Annotated in this window: 18 protein-coding genes and 1 pseudogene; 9 read left to right on the forward strand and 10 right to left on the reverse strand. The window is 70.9% G+C overall.

The annotated features are described in order from the left end of the window. Nucleotides 1–79: 79 nt before the first annotated feature. The 7 genes from AC07EJ_RS00655 to AC07EJ_RS00685 all read right to left on the reverse strand — a co-directional run bounded on the left by AC07EJ_RS00655 (nucleotide 80) and on the right by AC07EJ_RS00685 (nucleotide 7,483). Entirely contained in the window at nucleotides 80–637 is a 558-nt protein-coding gene (locus AC07EJ_RS00655; RefSeq protein WP_478883426.1) for a pyridoxamine 5'-phosphate oxidase family protein, read from the reverse strand. A gap of 81 nt (nucleotides 638–718) precedes the next feature. After that, complete coding sequence (locus tag AC07EJ_RS00660) at nucleotides 719–3,454, reverse strand: fumarate reductase/succinate dehydrogenase flavoprotein subunit (RefSeq protein ID WP_478883427.1); 2,736 nt, start codon at nucleotides 3,452–3,454, stop codon at nucleotides 719–721. 29 nt (nucleotides 3,455–3,483) lie between these two features. Next, nucleotides 3,484–4,233, reverse strand: coding sequence for an ABC transporter ATP-binding protein (locus AC07EJ_RS00665; protein ID WP_478883428.1), 750 nt, complete (start codon nucleotides 4,231–4,233; stop codon nucleotides 3,484–3,486). After that, on the reverse strand, nucleotides 4,230–5,087 hold the full coding sequence (locus AC07EJ_RS00670; protein ID WP_478883429.1) for an ABC transporter permease: 858 nt from the start codon (nucleotides 5,085–5,087) through the stop codon (nucleotides 4,230–4,232). Before AC07EJ_RS00670 ends, AC07EJ_RS00665 begins: the two co-directional genes overlap by 4 nt. Continuing rightward, nucleotides 5,084–6,448 (reverse strand): ABC transporter substrate-binding protein, encoded by a 1,365-nt coding sequence (locus AC07EJ_RS00675; protein WP_478883430.1) that lies wholly within the window; start codon nucleotides 6,446–6,448, stop codon nucleotides 5,084–5,086. Before AC07EJ_RS00675 ends, AC07EJ_RS00670 begins: the two co-directional genes overlap by 4 nt. Further along, entirely contained in the window at nucleotides 6,445–6,672 is a 228-nt protein-coding gene (locus AC07EJ_RS00680) for a 4Fe-4S dicluster domain-containing protein (RefSeq protein ID WP_055563275.1), read from the reverse strand. The genes AC07EJ_RS00675 and AC07EJ_RS00680 overlap by 4 nt, the downstream gene beginning before the upstream one ends. 40 nt (nucleotides 6,673–6,712) lie before the next feature. Continuing rightward, nucleotides 6,713–7,483: a GntR family transcriptional regulator gene (locus AC07EJ_RS00685; protein ID WP_478883431.1), complete on the reverse strand. Its 771-nt coding sequence runs from the start codon at nucleotides 7,481–7,483 to the stop codon at nucleotides 6,713–6,715. A gap of 288 nt (nucleotides 7,484–7,771) precedes the next feature. Between AC07EJ_RS00685 and AC07EJ_RS00690 the strand changes: the two are divergent. After that, nucleotides 7,772–8,122: pseudogene (locus AC07EJ_RS00690) on the forward strand (DUF2238 domain-containing protein); the annotation flags it as partial. A 119-nt stretch (nucleotides 8,123–8,241) separates the two neighbouring features. Here the strand turns inward: AC07EJ_RS00690 and AC07EJ_RS00695 are convergent. Continuing rightward, nucleotides 8,242–8,727 carry a carboxymuconolactone decarboxylase family protein gene (locus AC07EJ_RS00695; RefSeq protein WP_393581405.1) on the reverse strand — a complete coding sequence of 162 codons (486 nt, stop codon included), beginning with the start codon at nucleotides 8,725–8,727 and terminating at the stop codon, nucleotides 8,242–8,244. Nucleotides 8,728–8,926: 199 nt separating this feature from the next. On the opposite strand from AC07EJ_RS00695, the gene AC07EJ_RS00700 reads away from it, so the two are divergent. Next, complete coding sequence (locus AC07EJ_RS00700; RefSeq protein WP_478883432.1) at nucleotides 8,927–9,853, forward strand: RNA polymerase sigma-70 factor; 927 nt, start codon at nucleotides 8,927–8,929, stop codon at nucleotides 9,851–9,853. A 117-nt stretch (nucleotides 9,854–9,970) separates the two neighbouring features. Here the strand turns inward: AC07EJ_RS00700 and AC07EJ_RS00705 are convergent, their stop codons facing one another. After that, nucleotides 9,971–11,473, reverse strand: a complete 1,503-nt coding sequence (locus AC07EJ_RS00705) for a long-chain-fatty-acid--CoA ligase (RefSeq protein ID WP_478883433.1) — start codon at nucleotides 11,471–11,473, stop codon at nucleotides 9,971–9,973. A gap of 15 nt (nucleotides 11,474–11,488) precedes the next feature. Then, nucleotides 11,489–12,520 carry a TauD/TfdA family dioxygenase gene (locus AC07EJ_RS00710; RefSeq protein WP_478883434.1) on the reverse strand — a complete coding sequence of 344 codons (1,032 nt, stop codon included), beginning with the start codon at nucleotides 12,518–12,520 and terminating at the stop codon, nucleotides 11,489–11,491. A 253-nt stretch (nucleotides 12,521–12,773) separates the two neighbouring features. On the opposite strand from AC07EJ_RS00710, the gene AC07EJ_RS00715 reads away from it, so the two are divergent. The 7 genes from AC07EJ_RS00715 to AC07EJ_RS00745 all read left to right on the forward strand — a co-directional run bounded on the left by AC07EJ_RS00715 (nucleotide 12,774) and on the right by AC07EJ_RS00745 (nucleotide 20,864). Beyond that, the gene (locus AC07EJ_RS00715) at nucleotides 12,774–13,790 is read left to right on the forward strand and encodes an AraC family transcriptional regulator (RefSeq protein WP_478883435.1); all 1,017 of its coding nucleotides are present in this window, start codon (nucleotides 12,774–12,776) and stop codon (nucleotides 13,788–13,790) included. 224 nt (nucleotides 13,791–14,014) lie between these two features. Next, on the forward strand, nucleotides 14,015–15,073 hold the full coding sequence (locus AC07EJ_RS00720; RefSeq protein WP_478883436.1) for a beta-keto acid cleavage family enzyme: 1,059 nt from the start codon (nucleotides 14,015–14,017) through the stop codon (nucleotides 15,071–15,073). Nucleotides 15,074–15,144: 71 nt separating this feature from the next. Beyond that, on the forward strand, nucleotides 15,145–16,116 hold the full coding sequence (locus tag AC07EJ_RS00725; protein WP_393581402.1) for a quinone oxidoreductase family protein: 972 nt from the start codon (nucleotides 15,145–15,147) through the stop codon (nucleotides 16,114–16,116). 33 nt (nucleotides 16,117–16,149) lie between these two features. Continuing rightward, nucleotides 16,150–17,025, forward strand: a complete 876-nt coding sequence (locus AC07EJ_RS00730) for a TauD/TfdA dioxygenase family protein (RefSeq protein ID WP_478883437.1) — start codon at nucleotides 16,150–16,152, stop codon at nucleotides 17,023–17,025. A 4-nt stretch (nucleotides 17,026–17,029) separates the two neighbouring features. Further along, complete coding sequence (locus tag AC07EJ_RS00735) at nucleotides 17,030–18,328, forward strand: MFS transporter (protein ID WP_478883438.1); 1,299 nt, start codon at nucleotides 17,030–17,032, stop codon at nucleotides 18,326–18,328. After that, complete coding sequence (locus AC07EJ_RS00740; protein WP_478883439.1) at nucleotides 18,325–18,918, forward strand: RBBP9/YdeN family alpha/beta hydrolase; 594 nt, start codon at nucleotides 18,325–18,327, stop codon at nucleotides 18,916–18,918. The genes AC07EJ_RS00735 and AC07EJ_RS00740 overlap by 4 nt, the downstream gene beginning before the upstream one ends. Next, complete coding sequence (locus AC07EJ_RS00745; RefSeq protein WP_478883440.1) at nucleotides 18,915–20,864, forward strand: acetoacetate--CoA ligase; 1,950 nt, start codon at nucleotides 18,915–18,917, stop codon at nucleotides 20,862–20,864. Before AC07EJ_RS00740 ends, AC07EJ_RS00745 begins: the two co-directional genes overlap by 4 nt. Nucleotides 20,865–20,949: the final 85 nt, after the last annotated feature.

The raw sequence follows: 20,949 nt of genomic DNA on the forward strand, positions 1-20,949 counted from the left end.
CGCCTCCGCCACGACAACCCGCGCACCCTACGGGAGCATCGACGTGGAGGCGATTGGATTGCGGGCGGGGGACTGCTGTTCAGAACGCCCAGCGCGTGTGGGAGTAGACCCCGTCGTCCCGGCCGAAGCCGTACGCCGTGGCCGGGGACACCGCGAACACCATCGCGTCCCCCTTCCGGAACGCGTCCCCGATCCCGTTGAAAGTGCCCTCGGGGGAGGTGATGTGCGCCCCGTACTTCGCCTCGTATGCCGCGATCACCTCCTCCAGCACCGCCGGATCGGCGACCGGCTCCGCCTTGCCCTCGACCACGACGTCGAGCCCTTCGGTGAGCGAGTTCCGGCCGGTGGTCAGCGCGCAGTGCCCGTCATGAGCGAGGTTCCTCGCCTTCTGCTCGCCCGGGCCGGTGGAGAAGTACAGCACCCCGTCGTGCCAGGCGGCGATCACCGGAGTGACGTGCAGGCGACCGTCGGGGCGCACCGTCGACACCCAGAAGATCTCGGCGGCCTCCAACTGCCGCTGGGCCTCGGCCCATTCGGTGGCGGTGACGTCGGCGTCACCCGGGCGTGGGTTGAGTGCGGAGCTGTAGCGGGCGTCGAGCTCGGTCGTGGGCTGCTGCGCAGGTCCCTGTTTCGGCATGGTGGATCTCCCTTCCTCACCCGTACAACGATCCGCCGCCCGCACGGACATCGCGTGTCGTGGGTCAGCCACGTATGGCGTTCACGTCGTGGAGCGGGATGCGTAGGCACGGATGTCCGCGTCGGAGTCGGTGGTCGCGGTGGCGAGGGCCGCGCGGGCGTCGGGGTCGGCGCGGTGGGTGAGGAGTGAGAGGACGGCGGCCTTGCGGACGTCCGCGTTCGGGTCCGCCGACGCCTTGGCGAGGGCGGGAACCGCCGTGCTGGAAAGGGACGTTCGCAGGGCGGTCGCGGCGCCGGCCCTGACCTGCCAGGCGGGGTCGTCAAGCGCGGCCACCGCCCGTTCGGCATACGGGGACGGGCAGCCCGTCGCGGCCAGCGCGGTGAGCGCGGCCGCCCTGACCAGCGGGTCGGAGTCGTCGAGGAGCGGGTCGAGCGGGGCCGGTGCCGGGTCGCGCACCGCCGCGAGCCCGCGGGCCACCGCGACCCTGACCTCGCGGGCGAGGTCGGCCGTGGCCGCCGAGAGCTGAGCGGTCGCGTCCACCGAGACCAGGGCCCGGACGGCATGGATGCGGACGTCGATGTCGGTGTCGGAAAGCGCGGTGGCGTACACCGATGCGTCGCCGAGCCGCAGCTCCCGTAGGACGTCAAGCGCGGCGCCCCGCACCGCCGGGTCCGTCACGCCGAGTGCCGCCCGCAGGCCGTCGCCCAACTCCGGCTCGCCGGGCAGGACTTCGACCAGTTCACGCAGGGCGCCCGCCGCGGCCTCCCGGACCTGGGGCGCGGCATCCCGCAGCCGTGCGGCGAGCGCGGGGCCGGCCCCGGCGGGCACCGTCTCGGCGAGGACGTTGACGGCGGCCGCCCGCACCGCCGGGTCGGAGTCCGCAAGGTAGGGGGAGAGGGCATCCAGGCCGGGGGACTCCTCGGCCAGGGCGAGGACACCGAGGAGGGCGGGGCTCGACGCGGGGGTCCGGGTGGCCCGGGGCGAGGGCGCCGCCGGGGCTGACGTCGCCGGCCGGGCGGCCGGAGCCACGTCCCGCTGCCCCGCCGTCGCCACCGGCACCAACGCGACCTCGCCCAGCACCCGCTCCGCCCCGGCCGCCACCGGCTCGAACTCCGGCACCGGAACGACATACGGCTCGACCGGCCGGGCCCTGAACTCCATGGCCCCCGCACGGGACTTGTAGACGTCGAGATGGTGCAGCCACCCCGCGTCGTCCCGCTCGGGATGGTCGAGCCGCTCGTGGTACAGGCCCCAGCGCGACTCGGTCCTGGCCAGCGAGGCGCGCGCCGCCATCTCCGCGCAGTCCCGGATGAACGACACCTCCGCGCACCGCATCAGCTCATGGGCCGTCCGCGCCCCCATCCCGGCGATCTCACCCCTCATCCGTTCGAACGCCTCCACGGCCAGGGACAACTTCGCCCCGGCCTTCGGCGGCGCCACGTAGTCGTTCACGAACCGCCGCAGTTTGTACTCGACCTGTGGCTGCGGCGGCCCGTCGGGGTTGCGCAGCGGCCGGTAGACGAGTTCGTGAGCGGCAGCCAGCTGGTCGCCGGGCAACTCACCCTCGTAGGCGCGGAACTGGGACGCGTCAGCACCCGCCAGGTCCCCGAAGACGAACGCGCCGATCATGTAGTTGTGCGGTACGCAGGCCAGGTCGCCGGCCGCGTACAGGCGGGGGACGGTGGTGCGGGCGTGGGCGTCGACCCGTACGCCGGACGCCGAATGGCCGCCGCACAGGCCGATCTCCGAGATGTGCATCTCGATGTCATGCGTGCGGTAGTCATGGCCGCGGCCCTCGTGAAACGTGGCGCGTGTGGGCCGCTCCGTCGTGTGCAGGATCGACTCGACGGCGGTGATGGTCTCCTCCGGCAGATGGCTGAGCTTGAGGTACACCGGAGCGCGGTCGGAGGCGAGTTCGGCCGCGAACTCGGCCATCATCTGCCCCGACCAGTAGTCCGACTCCACGAACCGCTCGCCGTGCCGGTTCACCTGGTAGCCGCCGAACGGGTTCGCGACGTAGGCGCACGCCGGGCCGTTGTAGTCCTTGATCAGCGGGTTGATCTGGAAGCACTCGATGCCGGTGAGCGCGGCACCGGCGTGGTACGCCATCGCGTAGCCGTCGCCCGCGTTCGTAGGGTTCTCGTACGTCCCGTAGAGATAGCCGGATGCGGGCAGGCCGAGGCGGCCGCAGGCGCCGGTGGCCAGGATCACCGCCCCCGCCCGTACGGTGACGAACTCGCCTGTACGGGTGTTGAATCCGGCCGCACCGACGGCCCGGCCGTCCTCGGGACGCGTGAGCACCCGTACCGGCATCACCCGGTTCTCGATGCGGATCCGCTCGCGCATCTCGCGGCGCCGCAACTGCCGGTAGAGGACCTTCTTGACGTCTTTGCCCTCCGGCATCGGCAGCACGTAAGAGCCGGAGCGGTGCACCTGGCGGACCGCGTACTCGCCGTGCTCGTCCTTCTCGAACTTCACGCCGTACGACTCCAGGCGCTTGACCATCGCGAAGCCTCGGGTCGCCGTCTGGCGCACGGTGGACTGGTCGACGATGCCGTCGTTGGCGCGAGTGATCTCAGCGACGTAGTCGTCCGGTTCGGCCCGGCCGGGGATGACCGCGTTGTTGACGCCGTCCATGCCCATGGCGAGCGCGCCGGAGTGCCGTACGTGTGCTTTCTCCAGGAGCAGTACGTCCGCGCCGCGTTCGGCGGCCGTCAGGGCGGCCATGGTGCCCGCGGTGCCGCCGCCGATGACGAGGACGTCGCAGGAGAGTTCGGTCGCGTCGGAGAGGGCGGGGATGGCCAGGGGGGTGTCCACGGGCGGGCCTTTCACAGGGGTGCGGGTGGTCAGAGGGACGTGAGGATGCGGCGGCGGAGGCCGGTGGTGGCAGGCGCGTTGCGTGCGTCCCGCTGCCGGGGGTGCGGGACGTCCAGGACCTCGCCGGAGGAGAGCAGGGCGATCCGGTCGCCGAGGTAAAGGGCCTCGTCCACGTCATGGGTGACGAAGACGACGGTCGCGCCGGTGCCGCGCAGGATGTCCACGAGCAGGTCCTGCATACCGGCGCGGGTGTGCGGGTCGAGCGCGCCGAACGGCTCGTCCATGAGGACCGCGCGGGGCCGCCCGGCCAGAGCACGGGCGAGCTGGACGCGCTGCCGCTGCCCGCCGGAGAGCCGGTGCGGCAGCTTGCGGACATGCCCGGCGAGGCCGACCCGCTCCAGCCACTCTGCCGCGACGCGTCGCCGCTCCTCGCGCCCCAACCGCCGTATCGCCAGGGGAAGTTCGACATTGGCGTGGACGCTCCGCCACGGCAGCAGGGCGTCCTCCTGAAAGACCAGCGCCCGGTCGGCCTCGGGCCCGCGGATCGGCACCCGGTCCTGGGTGACCTGCCCGTTCAGCGGGGGCAGCAGCCCGGCGAGGGTGCGAAGGAGCGTGGATTTGCCGCAGCCGGACGGGCCGAGAACGGCCACGAGTTCGCCCGGCGCGATCCGGAGGTGCACGGTACCGGGCAGGGGCCGGCCCTCGCGATGGCCGAGTCGCACGTCAGCCAGGGCGAGTTCGGCACCTTGACGCACGGGAGCAGTGCTCGTGGGACTCATGAGACGGGCTCCTTCTCCAGGGCCGGAGCGGGGGACGGGACTGCCGGGGGAGCGGTGGCGCGGCGTACGGCACGCGACGGTGCCCGCTCCGGCGGCCGCGGCAGCCAGGCGGTGGCGCGGCGGCCGAGGAACTCCACCGCCGTGGAGGTGAGCCAGCCGAGGGCGCCGATGGTGGCCATGCCGACGAAGACGCCGGGATAGTCGACGACCGTGTAGTCCTGCCAGGTGCGGTAGCCGACCCCGTACTCTCCGGAGATCATCTCCGCGGAGATCACACAGATCCACGCGACGCCGATGCCCACCGAGAGTCCGCCGAAGATGCCCGGCAGCGCGCCCGGCAGCACCACCGAGAACAGCACCCGCAGCCGGCCGCCGCCCATGGTGAGCACGGCCTCCTCCCACACCGGCGTCAGCGCGCGCACCGCGTGCCGCGTAGACACCAGCACCGGGAAGAAGGCCGCGGTGAAGGTGATGAACACGATGCCCTGCTCGTTGTTGGGCAGCAGCAGGATTGCGACCGGGACCAGGGCGATCGCAGGGATCGGCCGTGCCACCTCCACCAGCGGGCCGAGCAGATCGGCGGCCCACCGCGACCGCGCGATCGCCGTGCCCGCCGCCACCCCGAGCGCCGCGGCGAGCAGGAATCCGATCACGATGCGGCGCAGGCTGTGGCCCACGTCCTGCCAGTACGGGGCGGTGCCCAGCCGGTCGCCGAAGGTGGACGCCACCTCGCCGAACGTGGGGAACTGGCCGAACCGCAGCCACAGTTCGACGTCCAGGGAGGTCAGCAACTGCCACAGTCCGAGGGCCACGGCAAGCGATGCGGCCCGGATCAGCCAGCGGCCCGCGCTCATGACGCGAGCCCCACGGCGTCCGCGTAGCTGACGACGCGGGCGCCGGCGTGCCGTTCCACGTACGTCCTCGCGTGGCTCGGAGTGACGAAGGCGCGCAGGTCGGACCCGTCCGCGACCCACACCGCCCTGTCGGCGAACCAAAGGGTGCCGGTCAGCGCGTCCGGAACGTATGCGGCCCGCACCTCGGCGCCCTTCGCGGCCTTCAGGAGCTGCTTCGGACTGTCGAAGGTGCGCGTGGAGCCCTGTCCCTTCAGCCACAGCTCGGACTTGGCGGCGCTCGCCTTCGGATACGAGGGTGTGTGCCCGGCCCGCTTCAGCGGCTCCGGGTCGACGAAGGAGTCCACGTCGACGTCGCCCACCAGCTTGGCAGCCTTCAGGATCGGTACGTCCTTCTTCAGCGCGGCGATCAGCTCCGGCCGCAGCGCCGGGTCGAACGTGGCGATGCCGTGGGCGCCGTTGTAGAGATAGACCGCCTCGGCCGGCAGCCCGGTCTCCTTGGCCACCGACTCGGCGGCGGCCACCGGCCGCTTGCGGAGATGGTCGGTGGCCCGCCGCTGAGCCTGGAGGAAGTCGTCGAGGACCCCGGCGCGCTCCTCGGCGAACTTCTCCCGGACGGTGACACCGTGGAACGTCGGCAGATTCAGGTCGGCCCCGTCGTACAGGGCCTGCGCCTTGCCCTCGTACGCCAACTGGCCGGGCCACGCGACGAATTGGGACAGCGCGTCGACGCTGCCGCCGGTCAGGGCGGAAGCGCCCACGCTGGGCTGCTGGTTGAGCTTGCTGATGTCCTTCTCCGGGTCGATCCCGGCCTTCTTCAGGGCCCGTACCAGCGTGCCGTCGGCGGCCGATCCGACGCTGGTGGACACCTTCTTGCCACGCAGGTCGCCCAGTGACCGCAGTGGTGAACCAGGCGCGGTGACAATGGTGTTGAGGCCACCGCGCAGGTTGTATCCGGTGACCGAGACCAGCTGCGTCGGCTGCCCCAGCTGCTTGCCCCGGGCCGCGTTGATCAGGAGCGGGAAGTCACCCATCGACCCGATGTCGATCTTCCCGGCGGTCATCTGGGCGGTGATCGGGGCGCCGGTCGCGTAGTCCTGCCATTTCACTTTGTAGGTCTTGCCGTCCTTCCTCCCCCGGGCCGCGAGTTCCTCCTCGAAGTAGCCGAGCGAGCGCAGCAGCGTTCCGGCGGTGACGGTGTTGATGGTCTTCGACTGGTATCCGACGGTCACCGTGACGGTGTGGGAGTCCTCGGCCCCGGCCGCGCCACCGCACGCCGTGGCAAGGGGTAGCAGGAGGGCGAGCGGCAGCAGCCGGGCGAGTGGGGCAACGGTCTGATGTGGCACGGCAGTTGGGCCTTTCATCGGAGCAGGTAGGGCATGTTGACGGTGACCGCTCCGGTGGGGCACCGGGCCGCACACGGGCCGCAGTACCAGCACTCGTCGACATGCATGTACGCCTTGCCGTTGTCCTCGCGGATCGCGAGCGAGTCGAGCGGACACATGTCTACGCAGAGCGTGCAGCCGTCGATACACCGCGACTCGTCGATGGTCACGGGTACGTCGGCGCGCTGCGGGACAACAGGCATGACCGTCTCCAGGGAGGGCGGTGGCAGGAAGGGGGGTGGGTCAGGCTGAGTGGCGGCGCAGGACGCCGCTCATGGTGATGCGGTCGCCGCGGAAGCGGATGAACTCCAGGTCCACGGGCCGCCCGTCGGGCAGATGAGTGAGTCGCTCCAGCATCAGAACGGCACTCCCGCGCGGGGCCTCGAGGACCGCGGCGGAGTGCGCGTCGGCGTTCACGGCTTCGAGAGTGATCTCGGCATGCCCCAGCGGGCCGCCGGTCAGCGTCTCCAGGAGCCGGAACACGTCGGTGTTCTCCAGATCGCAGCGGAGCAGCTCGCCGCCCAGATCCATGGGCAGATACGACAGGTCCAGGGACAGCGGCAGCCCGTTGAGACGCCGCAGCCGCTCGATACAGAGCACGTCGGTGTGGTCGGGCAGACCGAGCCGGCGCGCCACCGGGCCGGGAGCGCTGACCGGTCCGACGGTACGCACCTCGTTGGTGACCCGGCCGTGCTCGTGCAGGGTCTCGGCCAGGCCTTGCAGCCGGTCGAGGCCGTGCGGGTACTTCTCGCAGACCACGACGGTGCCGACGCCGACCTTGCGGTCCACGAGCTGCTCGCCGCGCAGCAGGTCGAGGGCCTGCCGGACGGTGTTGCGGCTGGCCCGGTAGTCGGCGGCGATGACGTCCTCTAGGGGGAGGACGCCGCGTGGAAACCCGCCCGACAGGATCTGGTGGCGCAGCAGATCCGCGAGCTGCCGGGCCTGGTCCGCACGCAGCCGCCGACGGCGCGCGGCGGCGACCGGAAGCGAGGCGGGGATACGTTCGGCTGGCATGGCAGGGAACGTACCGGCGCCGCGGCTCCGGTGGTGTTGCGGCAGCATTGCGCCACCTGACGGCTCCAGTCGCACCGCTCTGACCTGCTGAGTCGCCGGCCGACGACCAAGATCTGCCACTTGACCGCCCAGCACGTGGACAGCGGTCCGTCGCGCAGGGCAGGGAGGAGCGGGCGCCGGGATCGCCCCCGGCGCGGCGGCGGACGACGATGGAGCGCGGGGCCGGTTCCTGGGGCCAGGTGCTGGGAGGTACCCGTGGAGCACGCCCGAACAACCGACGTACTGCAGGACGGGCTGGGCCTGTCCCGGAATCCGTACGACCGGTTCGGACATCTGATGCAGGGCTTCGTGCCGGCCGTCCTGGTAAGGGAGTTGTTGGTCCGGACGTCTCCGCTGCGCGGCAGCCGATGGCTGGCGCCGCTCACGGTCTGCGCGTGCCTGGCGTTCAGCGCGCTCTTCGAGATGTTCGAGTGGGTGGCGGTGGTCATCGGCGGGCACGGGGCGGACGCCTTCCTGGCCATGCAGGGCGATGTGTGGGACACCCAGTGGGACATGTTCTGCGCGCTGATCGGCGCCACGGTCTCGCTGCTGCTGCTCAGCAGGTGGCACGACCGGCAGTTGAACCGCCTGGCCGCCTGATGCCGGAGCGCCTCTTCAGCGGCGTCTAATGGATCGGAGATCAAATGCACCGGAGGATGGGTACACCGGGCCGGCCCGGATCGAAGGATCCCGGGCCGGCTCCCTGACGCACCTGGTGATCAGTTCGCGATCGAGGCGAGGTTGCCGGGCTCGTAGGAGCCGCCCTGATTGTTCAGGATCACGCCGAGCCGGTTGGTCGCGTTCATCATGGCGATCAGGGAGACCAGCGCGACGGCCTGGTCGTCGTCGTAGTGCTTGCGCACCTGGGCCCACGTCTCGTCGGACACGCCCCGGCCGTTGTCGGCGATGCGCGTGCCCTCCTCGGTGAGCGCCAGCGCGGCCCGCTCGGCCTCGGTGAACACGGTGGAGTGGCGCCAGGCGGCAACGAGGTTCAGGCGGGCCTGGGTCTCGCCGCCGGCTGCGGCGTCCTTGCCGTGGATGTCGACGCAGAAGCCGCAGCCGTTGATCTGGCTGGCGCGCAGCTGCACCAGCTCCTGGGTGGTCTTCGGCAGCGGCGACTCCTGGATCACCTGGCTGACGGCATAGATCCGCTTGCCGATCTTGGTGCCGATCTCGGTGCCGAACAGGTTCATACGGAGTTCCATGACGATGTCTCCTCATACGTGCATCGCGTGCCGTGCGCATCGTTTCGCGCCGCGGCCTGACGAACACGAGATGCCGCCCGCGCCGATCCTGTGACAGCACGGCAATGTGACGTAGACCACTGAGCCTGGGTGTCACAGGACGGCGAGGGGCGGCGTCTTGTGCGTGACACGGTCGCGAGAGAACAGGCAGGAGCCGGCCATGAGCGAGCCCACCGAGCGAACCACCGACGCGGCGGCGGACGACGTCCGTGACGGCCGCACGGACACCGCCACCGAGGCGTTCGTCGCCCATCGCAATCTGCTGTTCACCGTCGCCTACGAGATGCTCGGCTCGGCGGCCGACGCGGAGGACGTCCTTCAGGAGACCTGGTTGCGCTGGGTGGCTGTCGACCTCGAAACGGTGCGGGATCAGCGCGCCTACCTGGTCCGGATCACCACGCGCCAGGCTCTGAGCCGACTGCGTACCCTCCGCCGCCGCAAGGAGTCCTATGTCGGGCCCTGGCTGCCCGAACCGCTGCTGACCGCGCCGGACGTGGCGGAGGACGTCGAGCTGGCCGACAGCGTCTCGATGGCCATGCTGTTGGTCCTGGAGACACTCGCGCCGACCGAACGGGCGGTGTTCGTGCTCCGTGAGGTGTTCGATCTGGGGTACGACGAGATCGCGGAAGCCGTGGACAAGAGCCCCGCCGCGGTCCGCCAGATCGCGCACCGGGCCAGGGCCCATGTGGCGGCGCGCCGCCCGCGCGAGGTCATCTCCCCGGCCGAGACCCGCGGTGCGCTGGCCGCGTTCCAGCAGGCGATCGAAACGGGCGATCTGCAGAGCCTGCTCGACATGATCGCGCCGGACGTCGTCCTGCTGACCGACGGCGGCGGAGTTGTGCGGGCCGCGCTCGCGCCCGTCGTGGGCGCCGACAAGGTGGCCCAGGTGCTGGGCAGGATCGACGCCGCGATGTCTCTCCGCCCGGCCCAGGTCAACGGCTACCCGGCGCTCGTTCTCCGGCAGGGCGGCGACGTCGACACCGTCATGGTGGTGCACATCGACAACGGCCTCATCGCTGGGCTCTACGCCGTACGCAACCCCGAGAAGCTGTCGCGCATCGGCCGGGAGACCGCGGTGAGCCGCTGACCCCGTGGGGAAACTGTCATCTCCTTTTCGCATCACCCGTGCGGGGTTGGTTACCCATTTGAGGGATGGCGTGTCGCACAGAGGGCCGTTCCGGCCGGATTCGAGTGTGTCGCCGGATCAGGCTCCCGAAGGTGCCGGCGGGGCGAGCACGATGTCCCGCTTGAGGATCTTGCCGGTCGCCCCCTTGGGCAGCGCGTCGACGAATCTCACGATCCGCGGGTACTTGTAGGCCGCCACCCGCTGCCTTACGTAGTCGCGCAGCTCGTCCGTCGTGGTGCCCGCGCCGGGCCGGAGCACCACCACGGCCGCCACCTCCTCGCCGCGCGCCGGATCGGGCACACCGATCACCGCCGCCTCCGAGACGTCCGGGTGCCGGTACAGGACCTCCTCGATCTCGCGCGGATAGACGTTGTACCCGCCGCGAATGACGAGGTCCTTCTTGCGGTCGACGATGAAGTAGTAGCCGTCCTCGTCGACGCGGGCGAGATCACCGCTGTGGAACCAGCCCTCCTGGAACGCCCCTGCGGTGGCGTCCGGCCGGTTCCAGTACCCCTTCATCACGTTCTCGCCCCGGATCGCCAGCTCGCCGACCGCGCCGGGGCCGACCACCCGGCCGTCATCCCCGACGAGCCGCAACTCGACCCCTCGCACGGGAAGCCCGATGGAACCCGGCTTGCGGGGCCGGTCCGGCGGGTTGAAGCAGGCCACCGGTGATGTCTCCGACAGGCCGTAGCCCTCCAGCACCGTGACCCCCAGGTCTCGCTCGGCGGCGTGCAGCAGTTCGACGGGCAGCGACGCGCCGCCCGAGACCGCAAGGCGCAGCCGCGGCAGGGCCGGCCCGATGCCGGTCTGGAGCAGCGCGGTGAACATCGTGGGCACGCCCAGGAAGACGGTCACCTCGTCGCGGCGGAGTATCTCCAGTGCCGCCGCCGCGTCGAAGCGAGGCAGGAGGGTCAGGCAGGCGCCCACCGCGACCGCGGTGTTCATGGCGCAGGTCTGCCCGAAGGCGTGGAACAGCGGGAGTCCGCCGAACAGGACGTCGTCCGGCCCCACGCACAGCAGCGTCCGGGCCGCCGTCAGCGCGTTGGTCACCAGATTGCGGTGCGTCAGCTCGGCACCCTTGGGCGTCCCGGTCGTGCCGGAGGTGTAGAGGATCACCGCGGTGTCGTCGTCGGCGTTCACGGCCGCTTCGGTCATCGGCACGGCCAGGCGCAGCTGCGCGTCGAGGGCCGCCGGGTCCGCGACCAGGCACTCCGCGCCGGCCATCGCCGCCGCCGGAACGGCCTCGCCGGAGGCGGAAGGTGCGGCCACCACGAACCGGGCGGCACAGTCCTGCAGCACGAACGCCATCTCGTCCGACTTCAGCAGCGGATTCATCGGGACCACGACGGCGCCCGCGCGGAGGATGCCGTGGTACACGACGGGAAAGTGCACGACGTTGGGCAGGACCATCGCCACCCGGTCGCCCGCGCGCACGCCCCTGGTCCGCAACAGGGCCGCGAACCGGGCGGTCAGGTCGTCGAGTTCCCCGTACGTGAGGACGCTGCTGCCCTGACGGACGGCGGTCCGGTCAGCGTGGGACCGGGCCGAACGCGCCAGGAGTGCGCAGAGGTCGGACATGTGGCTGCTTACCTTTCATCGGGGTGTGGGGATGTGCGGGGTGATCACATCGCGAGGCGTGACCCCACCGCGCCCGCCGGTGCCGGAGTGCTCATCGCCCCAGAACTCCGGCGGCAGGACGCGTGATTGATGAGGCGTCAGCCACAACTGCACCAAGTGCCCCGGCTGTTCGCGCCGCGGCCCGTCCTCGTCGTGCGGTGCGCAGGTGTGCAGTACCGCGTGATTGTTGAGCAGCAGCAGGTCGCCGGGGGCGAGGTCGATGTCGAGGCGCAGCTCCGGCGATGAGGCCGCCTCGTCCATCAGGTCGAAAAGCTCCCGATCGGCCGAACTCAGGCGCGGTACCTCGGGAAACCGCTGCGCCGACTCCAGGCGGCCGCGGTCGTAGCGCAGGCTGAGCCTCTCCCCGTCCCGGTGGGCGAGCGGCAGGGCCTGCCAGGGGAGTTGGCCCGGGAGCTGTTCTCCGCGGCGGTCCAGGAAGTGTGTACGGCTCAGGCCGTCCAGGAGCTCGGGCCGACGAGCCAGCACGGCATTGTGCACCGCCGCCGAGCCGGCGAGTGTCGTACGCCCGCTGGAGCCGTCCGCCCGCAGGCACAGCAGCGCGAGCGCGTCGGCCGCTTCGGTGCGCGGCGACAGCGCGGCCCGTGCGTCGGGCGCGTCCCGCAGATGTCTGAGCATGTGACCGGTCGCGTCCTGCGACACCGGGATGCCGAGGTGCTGTCCCACACCCCACAGGAGGACGCCGGCCGCCTCCTCGCTGTACCGCTCCACCGGGATGCCTCGTACCAGCACGAAGCCCCGGCCGTTCTCCAGCTCGTCGGCCGCGCTCCGCAGCTCGCCCGCCAGGGTCGGCAGCGGGAAGTCGCCGGCCGTCACCTTCAACAGAGGCGTGCCCCGGGCGCGCACCGTCCGCAGGGCCGCGTCCAGCTCGTCGAGACGGGCCGGTGACAGGTGCAGCGCCCAGGCGCGGGAGGCTGCGAGATCCCGGCCCCGCCACACGGCCGGACCGGTGCAGGGGCGGCGGGGAAGTTCTGAGGATCGACCACGCACCACATTCATCCTTTCTCCGCCGGGGAATTCCGTGAGAAGCAGGTGCCGAGACCTGTATTCACCGGCTCTTTCGCGGCCTCTATCGCCGCTGTATCGACCCCTTTTCAAGGGGTCGATACTTTGCCAAGGTGTCTTCCATCAGAATTCCGTGCGACCTTCGCGGTGGTGCCACGCTAAGTCACGACCCCGGGCATCGCTTGACGTCACGGGACGAATGACTTATCAATCTGGGACACAGCTCTGGAGCGCGCCGATGAAACCGCTGGTCCGCAACGCGGCACTGAGCCGCTACATCGAGGTCAGCCAGTCCCTCGGCATCGACCCACGTGCCCTCATGAAGCGCGTGGGCCTCGACCCCGTCGGACTCACGATTCAGGACCGCTGGATCCCCGGCGCGGCCGTCGCCGAGCTGCTCGAACTGTCGGCGGCAGCGGCGCGGCGCGAGGACTTCGGCCTGCTCCTGGCGGAGCGGCGCCGTTTCTCCAACCTCGGCCCGATCAGCCTCGTCCTGCGCGAGGAGCCCGACGCGCGCAGCGCCCTCCGGCTCCTGGTGCGCCACGAGCGTATGTACAACGAGATGCTGCGCAGCAGGCTCACGGAGACGAACGGGCTCGCCACGGTGAAGGTGAGCCTCGACGGCGAGGCGCGTGAGGCCCGGCAGTCCGTCGAGCTGGCCGTCGGCGTGCTCCACGGATTTCTCCGGGTGTTCCTCGGCGCCCGCTGGCAGCCGCTGTCCGTGTGCTTCTCCCACGGCGCACCCCTCGACCTCTCCGCACACCGGCGATTCTTCGGGCCCGTCGTGGAATTCGACCGGGAATTCAACGGCATCGTTTTCTGCGCGACCGAACTCGACACCCCCAATGCGATGTCGGACCCCCTGCTGCGCGGCTACGCCCGACAGTACTTCGACTCCATCGCGGTCTCCGAGGACACCACTGAGCTCGATCGGGTGCGCGAGCTGATCGAGGTCCTGCTGCCGACGGGGCGCTGCTCCGTCGAACAGGTCGCCGGCAGCCTCGGCGTCGACCGCAGGACCGTCCACCGGCATCTCGCCGCGTCGGACGAGACCTTCTCCTCGCTCGTCAACGCCACGCGCACGCATCTTGCCGAGCAGCTCGTGGCGAACCCGAGCCGTTCCCTCACTGAGATCGCCGGGCTCCTCGGCTTCTCCGCGCCCAGCGCCTTCTCGCGTTGGTTCCGTGACCAATTCGGCAGCAGCGCACGTGAATGGCGCGCTCAGCGGGCCGCCACCGGTCCTGTCCAGGACTGACCACCGGCCCTGTCCCCACCCGGCCACCGGCCGTGTCCCCAACTGGCAAGTCTCCTGTCACCTGTGGTGAAGCGCCGCGCGTAACCCGCTCTTAACGTGGCCGTACCGCAAGGGTCACCGCGGCTCGACTCGGCAACGCCCTTGCATCAGCCATCAGTTGGGTCGGTGTGCCGTGTGCCCACGACGGCCTGCCGCCCGGCGCGTCCACGTACCAGGAGATGACCATGCACTTCCTCGACGACTCCCTGCTGCCCGAGAACCAGCAGAAGCTGGTGATCCAGGCGGCCCCCTACGGCCCCGAGTGGCTCCCCGGCGACGCCGATGACCTGCCCCTCACCATGGACGAGCACGTCCAGGCCGCCGTGGACTGCTACAACGCCGGTGCCACCGTGCTCCACATTCACGTACGTGAGCTCGACGGCCACGGCTCCAAGCGCATGTCGATGTTCAACGAGCTCATCGGCCGGCTGCGCGAGGCGGTCCCGGACATGGTCCTGCAGATCGGTGGTTCCATCTCGTTCGCCCCCGAGGACGAGGGCTCCGAGGCGAAGTGGCTCAGCTACGACACCCGCCACCTGCTGGCCGAACTCGACCCGCGGCCCGACCAGGTGACGATCGCCATCAACACCAGCCAGATGAACATCGTCGAGATCATGTCCGACGACGACCTCGCCGGGACCTCCATCGCCAAGCCCGACTACTACGCGGCGTACCGGGACATGGTCGTCGAGGCGGGCCCCGACTTCTACCTCGAACACCTCAAGCGTCTGCACGCGAACGACATCCAGCCGCACTTCCAGCTCGCCACCCTGGCCCAGCTGGAGACCGTCGAGCGTCTCATCCGCAGCGGCGTGTACACCGGCCCCCTGGTCCTCAACTACGTGGCAATCGGTGGCGGGTTCTCCGGGCGCCACCCGGCCGACCTCATCGAGTTCGTCCGCCGTGTTCCCGACGGCGCCGTCCTCACCATCGAGTCCTCGATGCGCGCCGTCGCCCCCATGAACGCCATCGCTATCGCCCTCGGCGTCCACGTCCGCGTGGGCAACGAGGACAACCTGTGGGCCCGCAAGGGCGAACCCATGAGCTCCGTGCAGCAGGTCGAGCAGATGGTCGGCATCGCCGACACGCTCGGCCGCGACATCGCGAACGGCGCGGAGGCCAAGGAGATCTACCACATCGGCGAGTACTACACCGGAGCCGACGAGACCCTGGCCGCGCTCGGCATGGTGCCCAACCGGCGTCCGGGCCAGCGCGGCTTCATGCTCGGCGGATCCGCCCGCTGACGGCAGCCGGACAAGCCGAACAAGCAGCACACACCGCACACGCTGAACAAGCCGAACGAAGAGAGCATCCCGTGGCATACGCCATCCGCTTCCACGAGACCGGCGCCCCCGAGGTCCTGCGCCGCGAACAGGTCACCGTCGGCACCCCCGGGCCCGGCGAGGTCCGGGTCCGGCACGAGGCCGTCGGCCTCAACTTCGCCGACACCTACTTCCGCACCGGCCTGTACCCGGCACCGCTGCCCACGGGAATCGGTGTCGAGGCCGCCGGTGTCGTCGAGGCCGTCGGCCAGGGCGTCACTCACGTCGGCGAGGGCGACCGCGTCACGTACACCGGCAGCCCGCTCGGCGCGTACAGCTCCGAGCGGGTCATGCCCGCCGATTCCCTGATCCGGCTCCCCGACGGCATCGACTGCGAGACCGCGGCCGCCATGACCATGCGCGGCCTCACCGCCTCGTACCTGCTGCGCCGTATCCACCCGTTGAAGCCCGGGGACACGATCCTGCTGCACGCCGCCGCGGGCGGCGTGGGGCTGATCGTCTGCCAGTGGGCGAAGCTCCTCGGCCTCACCGTCATCGGCACCGTGTCCACGGAGGAGAAGGCCGAACTCGCCCGCGCCCACGGCTGCGACCACACCATCCTGTACCGGCAGGAGAACGTCGCGGAGCGCGTGCGGGAGCTGACCGACGGGGTCGGTGTCCCGCTCGTCCTCGACAGTGTCGGCAAGGACACGGTCGCCGGGTCCATGGCCTCGCTGCGCCGCCGCGGCCTGCTGGTCTGCTTCGGCACCTCGTCCGGAGTGCCGCCGCTGGACGCGATGAAACTCGTCCAGCACGGATCGCTGTTCGTGACCCGTCCGGCGCTGGCCGACTACATCGCCGACCCCGCCGAGCGGGACGACCTCGCCGGGGAACTGTTCGGCCACGTCGCCGCCGGCCGCATCGGGATCCGCGTCGACCAGCGCTTCGCCCTCGACGACGCCGTGACCGCGCACCGCACGCTGGAAGCGGGCCGCACCACTGGCTCGTCCATCCTCGTCCCGTGAGCCACCATTCCCCCGTACCCCTGGAGAGCACCCATGCCCCGGACCGCTGCCCGCACCCGGATCCAGGTCGAACCGCTGACCTGCACCATCGGCGCCGAACTGCACGGCGTCCAGCTCGGCGACGCCGTCCATGACGACGCGCTCTACGCCAAGATCAAGGAACTCCTGCTCCGCCACAAGGTGTTGTTCCTGCGCGACCAGGACATGAGCCGCGCCGAGCACGTCGCGTTCGCCTCCCGGCTCGGCCCGCTGGAGGACCACCCGGTCCTCGGCAGCGACCCCGACCACCCGGGCCTCGTCCGCATCTACAAGGACCTGGACAGCAAGCCCGAGCACTACGAGAACGCCCTGCACTGCGACGCGACCTGGCGCGACCGCCCGCCCATGGGCGCCCTGCTCCGCTGCGTCGAGACGCCCGAGGTCGGCGGCGACACGATCTGGGTCAACATGGCCGAGGCCTACCGCAGGCTCCCCGAGCACATCCGCACCCAGATCGACGGGCTGCGGGCCCGGCACAGCATCGAGGCGAGCTTCGGCGCGGTCATGCCCACGGAACAGCGCCACCAGCTCAACGCCCGCTACCCGGACGCCGAGCACCCGGTCGTGCGCACCCACCCCGAGACCGGCGAGAAGATTCTCTTCGTCAACTCGTTCACCACCCACTTCGTCAACTACCACACCCCCGAGAACGTGCGGTTCGGCCAGGACCACGCGCCCGGCGCGAGTCACCTGCTCAACTACCTCACGAGCCAGGCGGCCGTCCCCGAGTACCAGGTCCGCTGGCGCTGGACCCCGAACAGCGTCGCTCTCTGGGACAACCGCTCCACCCAGCACTACGCGGTCCAGGACTACGGGCCCGCCGTCCGCAAGATGGAGCGCGCCGGCATCGCCGGTGACAGGCCCTGCTGAGCCGATGACCCGTCGCTACGCGTGGCTGGTGTTCGCCCTCAGTTTTGGGCTGTTGCTGTCCGACTACATGTCGCGGCAGGTACTGAACGCGGTGTTCCCGCTGCTGAAGGCCGAATGGCTGCTCTCCGACGCCCAGTTGGGGTCGCTGAGTGGCATCGTCGCCCTGATGGTGGGCGTGCTGACCTTTCCGCTGTCGTTGCTCGCGGACCGCTGGGGCCGGGTCAGGAGCCTGGTCCTCGCGGCGGTGGTGTGGAGCGTGGCGACCCTGGGCTGCGCCGTCGCCGCCGGCTACGGACAGATGTTCCTGGGCCGCTTCATGGTGGGAGTGGGCGAGGCGGCGTACGGGAGCGTCGGCATCGCGGTGGTGCTGAGTGTGTTCCCGGCGGGCCTGCGGGCCACTCTGTCCGGCGCGTTCATCGCGGGCGGCGCCTTCGGATCCGTACTCGGAGTGTCGATCGGCGGTGTGGTGGCCCAACACCTCGGCTGGCGCTGGACGTTCGGCATCATGGGCCTGCTCGGACTGGTCTTGGCCGCGGTCTACGGCGTCGTCGTGACGGAGCGGAGACTGGCGCCGGCCGGCTACGGCACCGGCCCCGCACCGGGTACGGGAGGCCCGGTACGGGCGCCGGGTACGGGAGGCCCGGTACGGGCGCTGCTGCCCCGGCTGTTCTCGTCGGTGTCCGTGCTGTGCGCCTACGTCGGAAGCGGCCTCCAGATGTTCATCGCGATGGCACTGCTGGCCTGGATGCCCAGCTTCCTCGACCGCTACTACGGCCTGCCGCCCGGCAAGGCCGGACTTGCCGCCGGAGGCTTCGCGCTGATCACCGGGATCGGCATGATCGGCGGCGGCATCGTCAGCGACCGGCTCGGCCGCAACAACCCCCACCTCAAGTGGACCGTCGCCATCGTGTGCAGCTTCGGCTCGCTGGTCCTGCTCACCGGCGGGTTCCAAGTCCCGCCCGGCGTACCGCAACTCCTCCTCGTGGGCGCCGGGACGCTGCTTTCCAACGCCACGGCGGGACCCGCCGCCGCCATGGTGGCGAGCCTGACACCGGCTGCCGTCGCGGCGACGGCCATGGCGACGCTCACCCTCGCCAACAGTCTGCTGGGCCTGGCGCCCGGTCCCGCGGTGACCGGCATGCTCGCCGACCGCATGGGCCTGGACGGCGCACTCCGCCTGGTCCCGCTCGTCGCCGTCGTGGCGGGCCTGGCCTTCGCCCTCGGCAGACGCCACTACGACAAGGGCCTCGTCTCGGCGTCGGCCCCGGCCCCGGCCCTCGAAATGACGGAGATCTCCATATGAACCCCGTTCCCGCGCCCACGGTCGTGCTCGTGCCCGGCCTGCGCGACCACGTCCCCGACCACTGGCAGACGGCCCTCGCCGCCCGCCTCCCCGGTTGTGTAACCGTGCCGCCCCTGACGGACCTCAGGCTGAGCTGTGACGCTCAGGTCACCGCTCTGAACGACGTGGTGTCCGGCATCGTGGGACCGGTCGTGCTCGTCGCGCACAGCGCCGGCGTGCTCACCACCGTCCACTGGGCGGCCCGGCACACCCGCCCGGTGCATGGCGCCCTCCTCGCGACGCCGCCCGACTTCGAATCCCCGTTGCCGGACGGCTACCCCGGACCGCAGGTCCTGCGTGAGAACGGCTGGCTGCCGACGCCGAGTGCCACACTGCCGTTCCCCAGCGTCGTCGCGGCGAGCACGAACGACCCCCTGGCCCGCTTCGAGAGGGTCGCCGCACTGGCCGACGCGTGGGGCAGCCGTCTGGTGGACCTCGGCCCGGTGGGACACCTCAACCCCGCCTCCGGGTACGGCGAGTGGCCCCGCGCCGTGGAATTCCTCCAGGCCTTCGGCTGCCGTACGACGCCGGACCCGAAGGTGTCGGCATGAGCGCGCGGAACTCCAACATCACGGAGTTCCTGGCCTGGTTGGCACAGGAGCGGGGACTTTCGTTCACCGACTACGCCGAGCTGTGGCGGTGGAGCACCGACGACCTGCCAGGCTTCTGGTCGGCCGTGTGGGAGTTCTACGGCCTGGATGCGGTCAGCGGCTACGACGAGGTCCTGGCCGACGCGAGGATGCCCGGCGCGACCTGGTTCACCGGAGCACGCCTCAACTTCGCGCAGCAGTGCCTCGCCCACGCCACCGACGAACGCCCCGCGCTCATCGCCGTGTCCGAGACCGGCGACGCCGTGGAGATCTCCTGGGACAGGCTCACCCAGGAAGTGGCGGGCACGGCCGCGGCCCTGCGCGAGATGGGCGTCGGCCCCGGTGACTGCGTCGCCGGGTACCTGCCGAACATTCCGCAGACCGTGGTCGCCCTCCTGGCCACCGCCGCCGTCGGCGCGACCTGGACGGTCTGCGCACCCGAATTCGGCACGCCCAGCGTCCTCGCCAGGCTGCGCCAGGCCCGGCCGACGGTCCTGGTCGCCGCGGACGGCTACGCCCACGGCGGCAAGGAGTACGACCGGCGCCCGCACATCGCCGAGATCCTCGACGGCCTGCCCACGGTCCACCACCTCGTCGTCGTCGACCGCCTGCACGCGTCCGCCGGTGGACCGGCATGGTCACGGCGGCCGGACGTGACGCAGCACAACTGGTCCGACCTGGCCGACCGCGAAGCCCAACTCGCTTACGCCGACATGGCGTTCGACCATCCACTGTGGATCCTCTGGTCTTCGGGCACCACCGGCGTCCCGAAGGGAATCGTTCACGGCCACGGCGGCATCGTCGTCGAACTGCTCAAGGCACTCGGGCTCGGCGTGGACCTGCGCGCCGACGACCGCTACCTCTTCCACACCTCCACCAGCTGGATGGTGTGGAACTTCATGGTCGCGGGCCTCCTTCACGGCAGCACGCTCGTCCTCTACGACGGCAGCCCCACCCACCCCGACATCAACGGTCTCTGGCGGATCGCCGAACGCACCCGCGCCACGAAGGTCGGCGTCGGTGCCGCCTACCTGATCGCGGCGGAGAAGGCGGGTGCCCACCCGGCCGCCGATACGGACCTCGGCGCGCTGCGGACGATCCTGCAGACGGGATCGGCGATGCCTGACAGCACCTGGGGCTGGGTCCACGACCGGCTCGCCCCCGACGCGCGGCTCCAGTCGATCTGCGGCGGCACCGACATCTGCTCGGTGCTCGCCGGAGGCTCCCCGCTGCTGCCGGTGCGCACGGGCCGGCTTTCCGGCCCCTCCCTGGGCGTCGCCCTCGCCTCCTGGGACGCCACCGGGCAGCCGCTCGTGGGGGAGCAGGGCGAACTCGTGGTCACGGCGCCCCTGCCGTCGATGCCGCTCCACTTCGTCGACGACCCCGACCACGAGCGCTACAGGAGCAGCTACTTCGATGTCTATCCCGGCGTGTGGCGGCATGGCGACTGGGTCACCCTGGACTCCGACCTGTCCGTCGTCGTGGCCGGACGCTCCGACTCCACGCTCAACCGCATGGGCGTGCGCATGGGATCCGCCGACCTCTACGCCGTCGTCGAACGGCTCCCGCGGATCGCGGACAGCCTTGTCATCGGCGCCGAACTGGCGGACGGCCGCTACTACATGCCGCTGTTCGTGGTGCCTGCGGACGGCGAGCGGTTCGACGACGCGCTGTGCGACGAGATCGTCGGCGCGATCCGGCACAGCCTGTCTCCCCGGCACGTCCCCGACGCCGTGGTCCCCATCGAGGCCGTGCCCCGCACCCTGACGGGCAAGAAGCTGGAGGTCCCCGTCAAGCGCATCCTCCAGGGCGCCCGCGTCACGGATGTCAGCGCGGAAGGCGCGGTGACCCGCCCCGAGATGCTGGCTTGGTTCGCGGAGTTCGCGGCCGGGCTGGGGCAGAGCTGAGAGCGCTGATGAGGCGCATGACGGGAAGGGCCCGAACGTCTCGGCACCGGGCGCGGAGCCCATAGGGACGCGGTTCGGGAGCCAG

Source organism: Streptomyces sp. NPDC045026 (assembly GCF_056432625.1).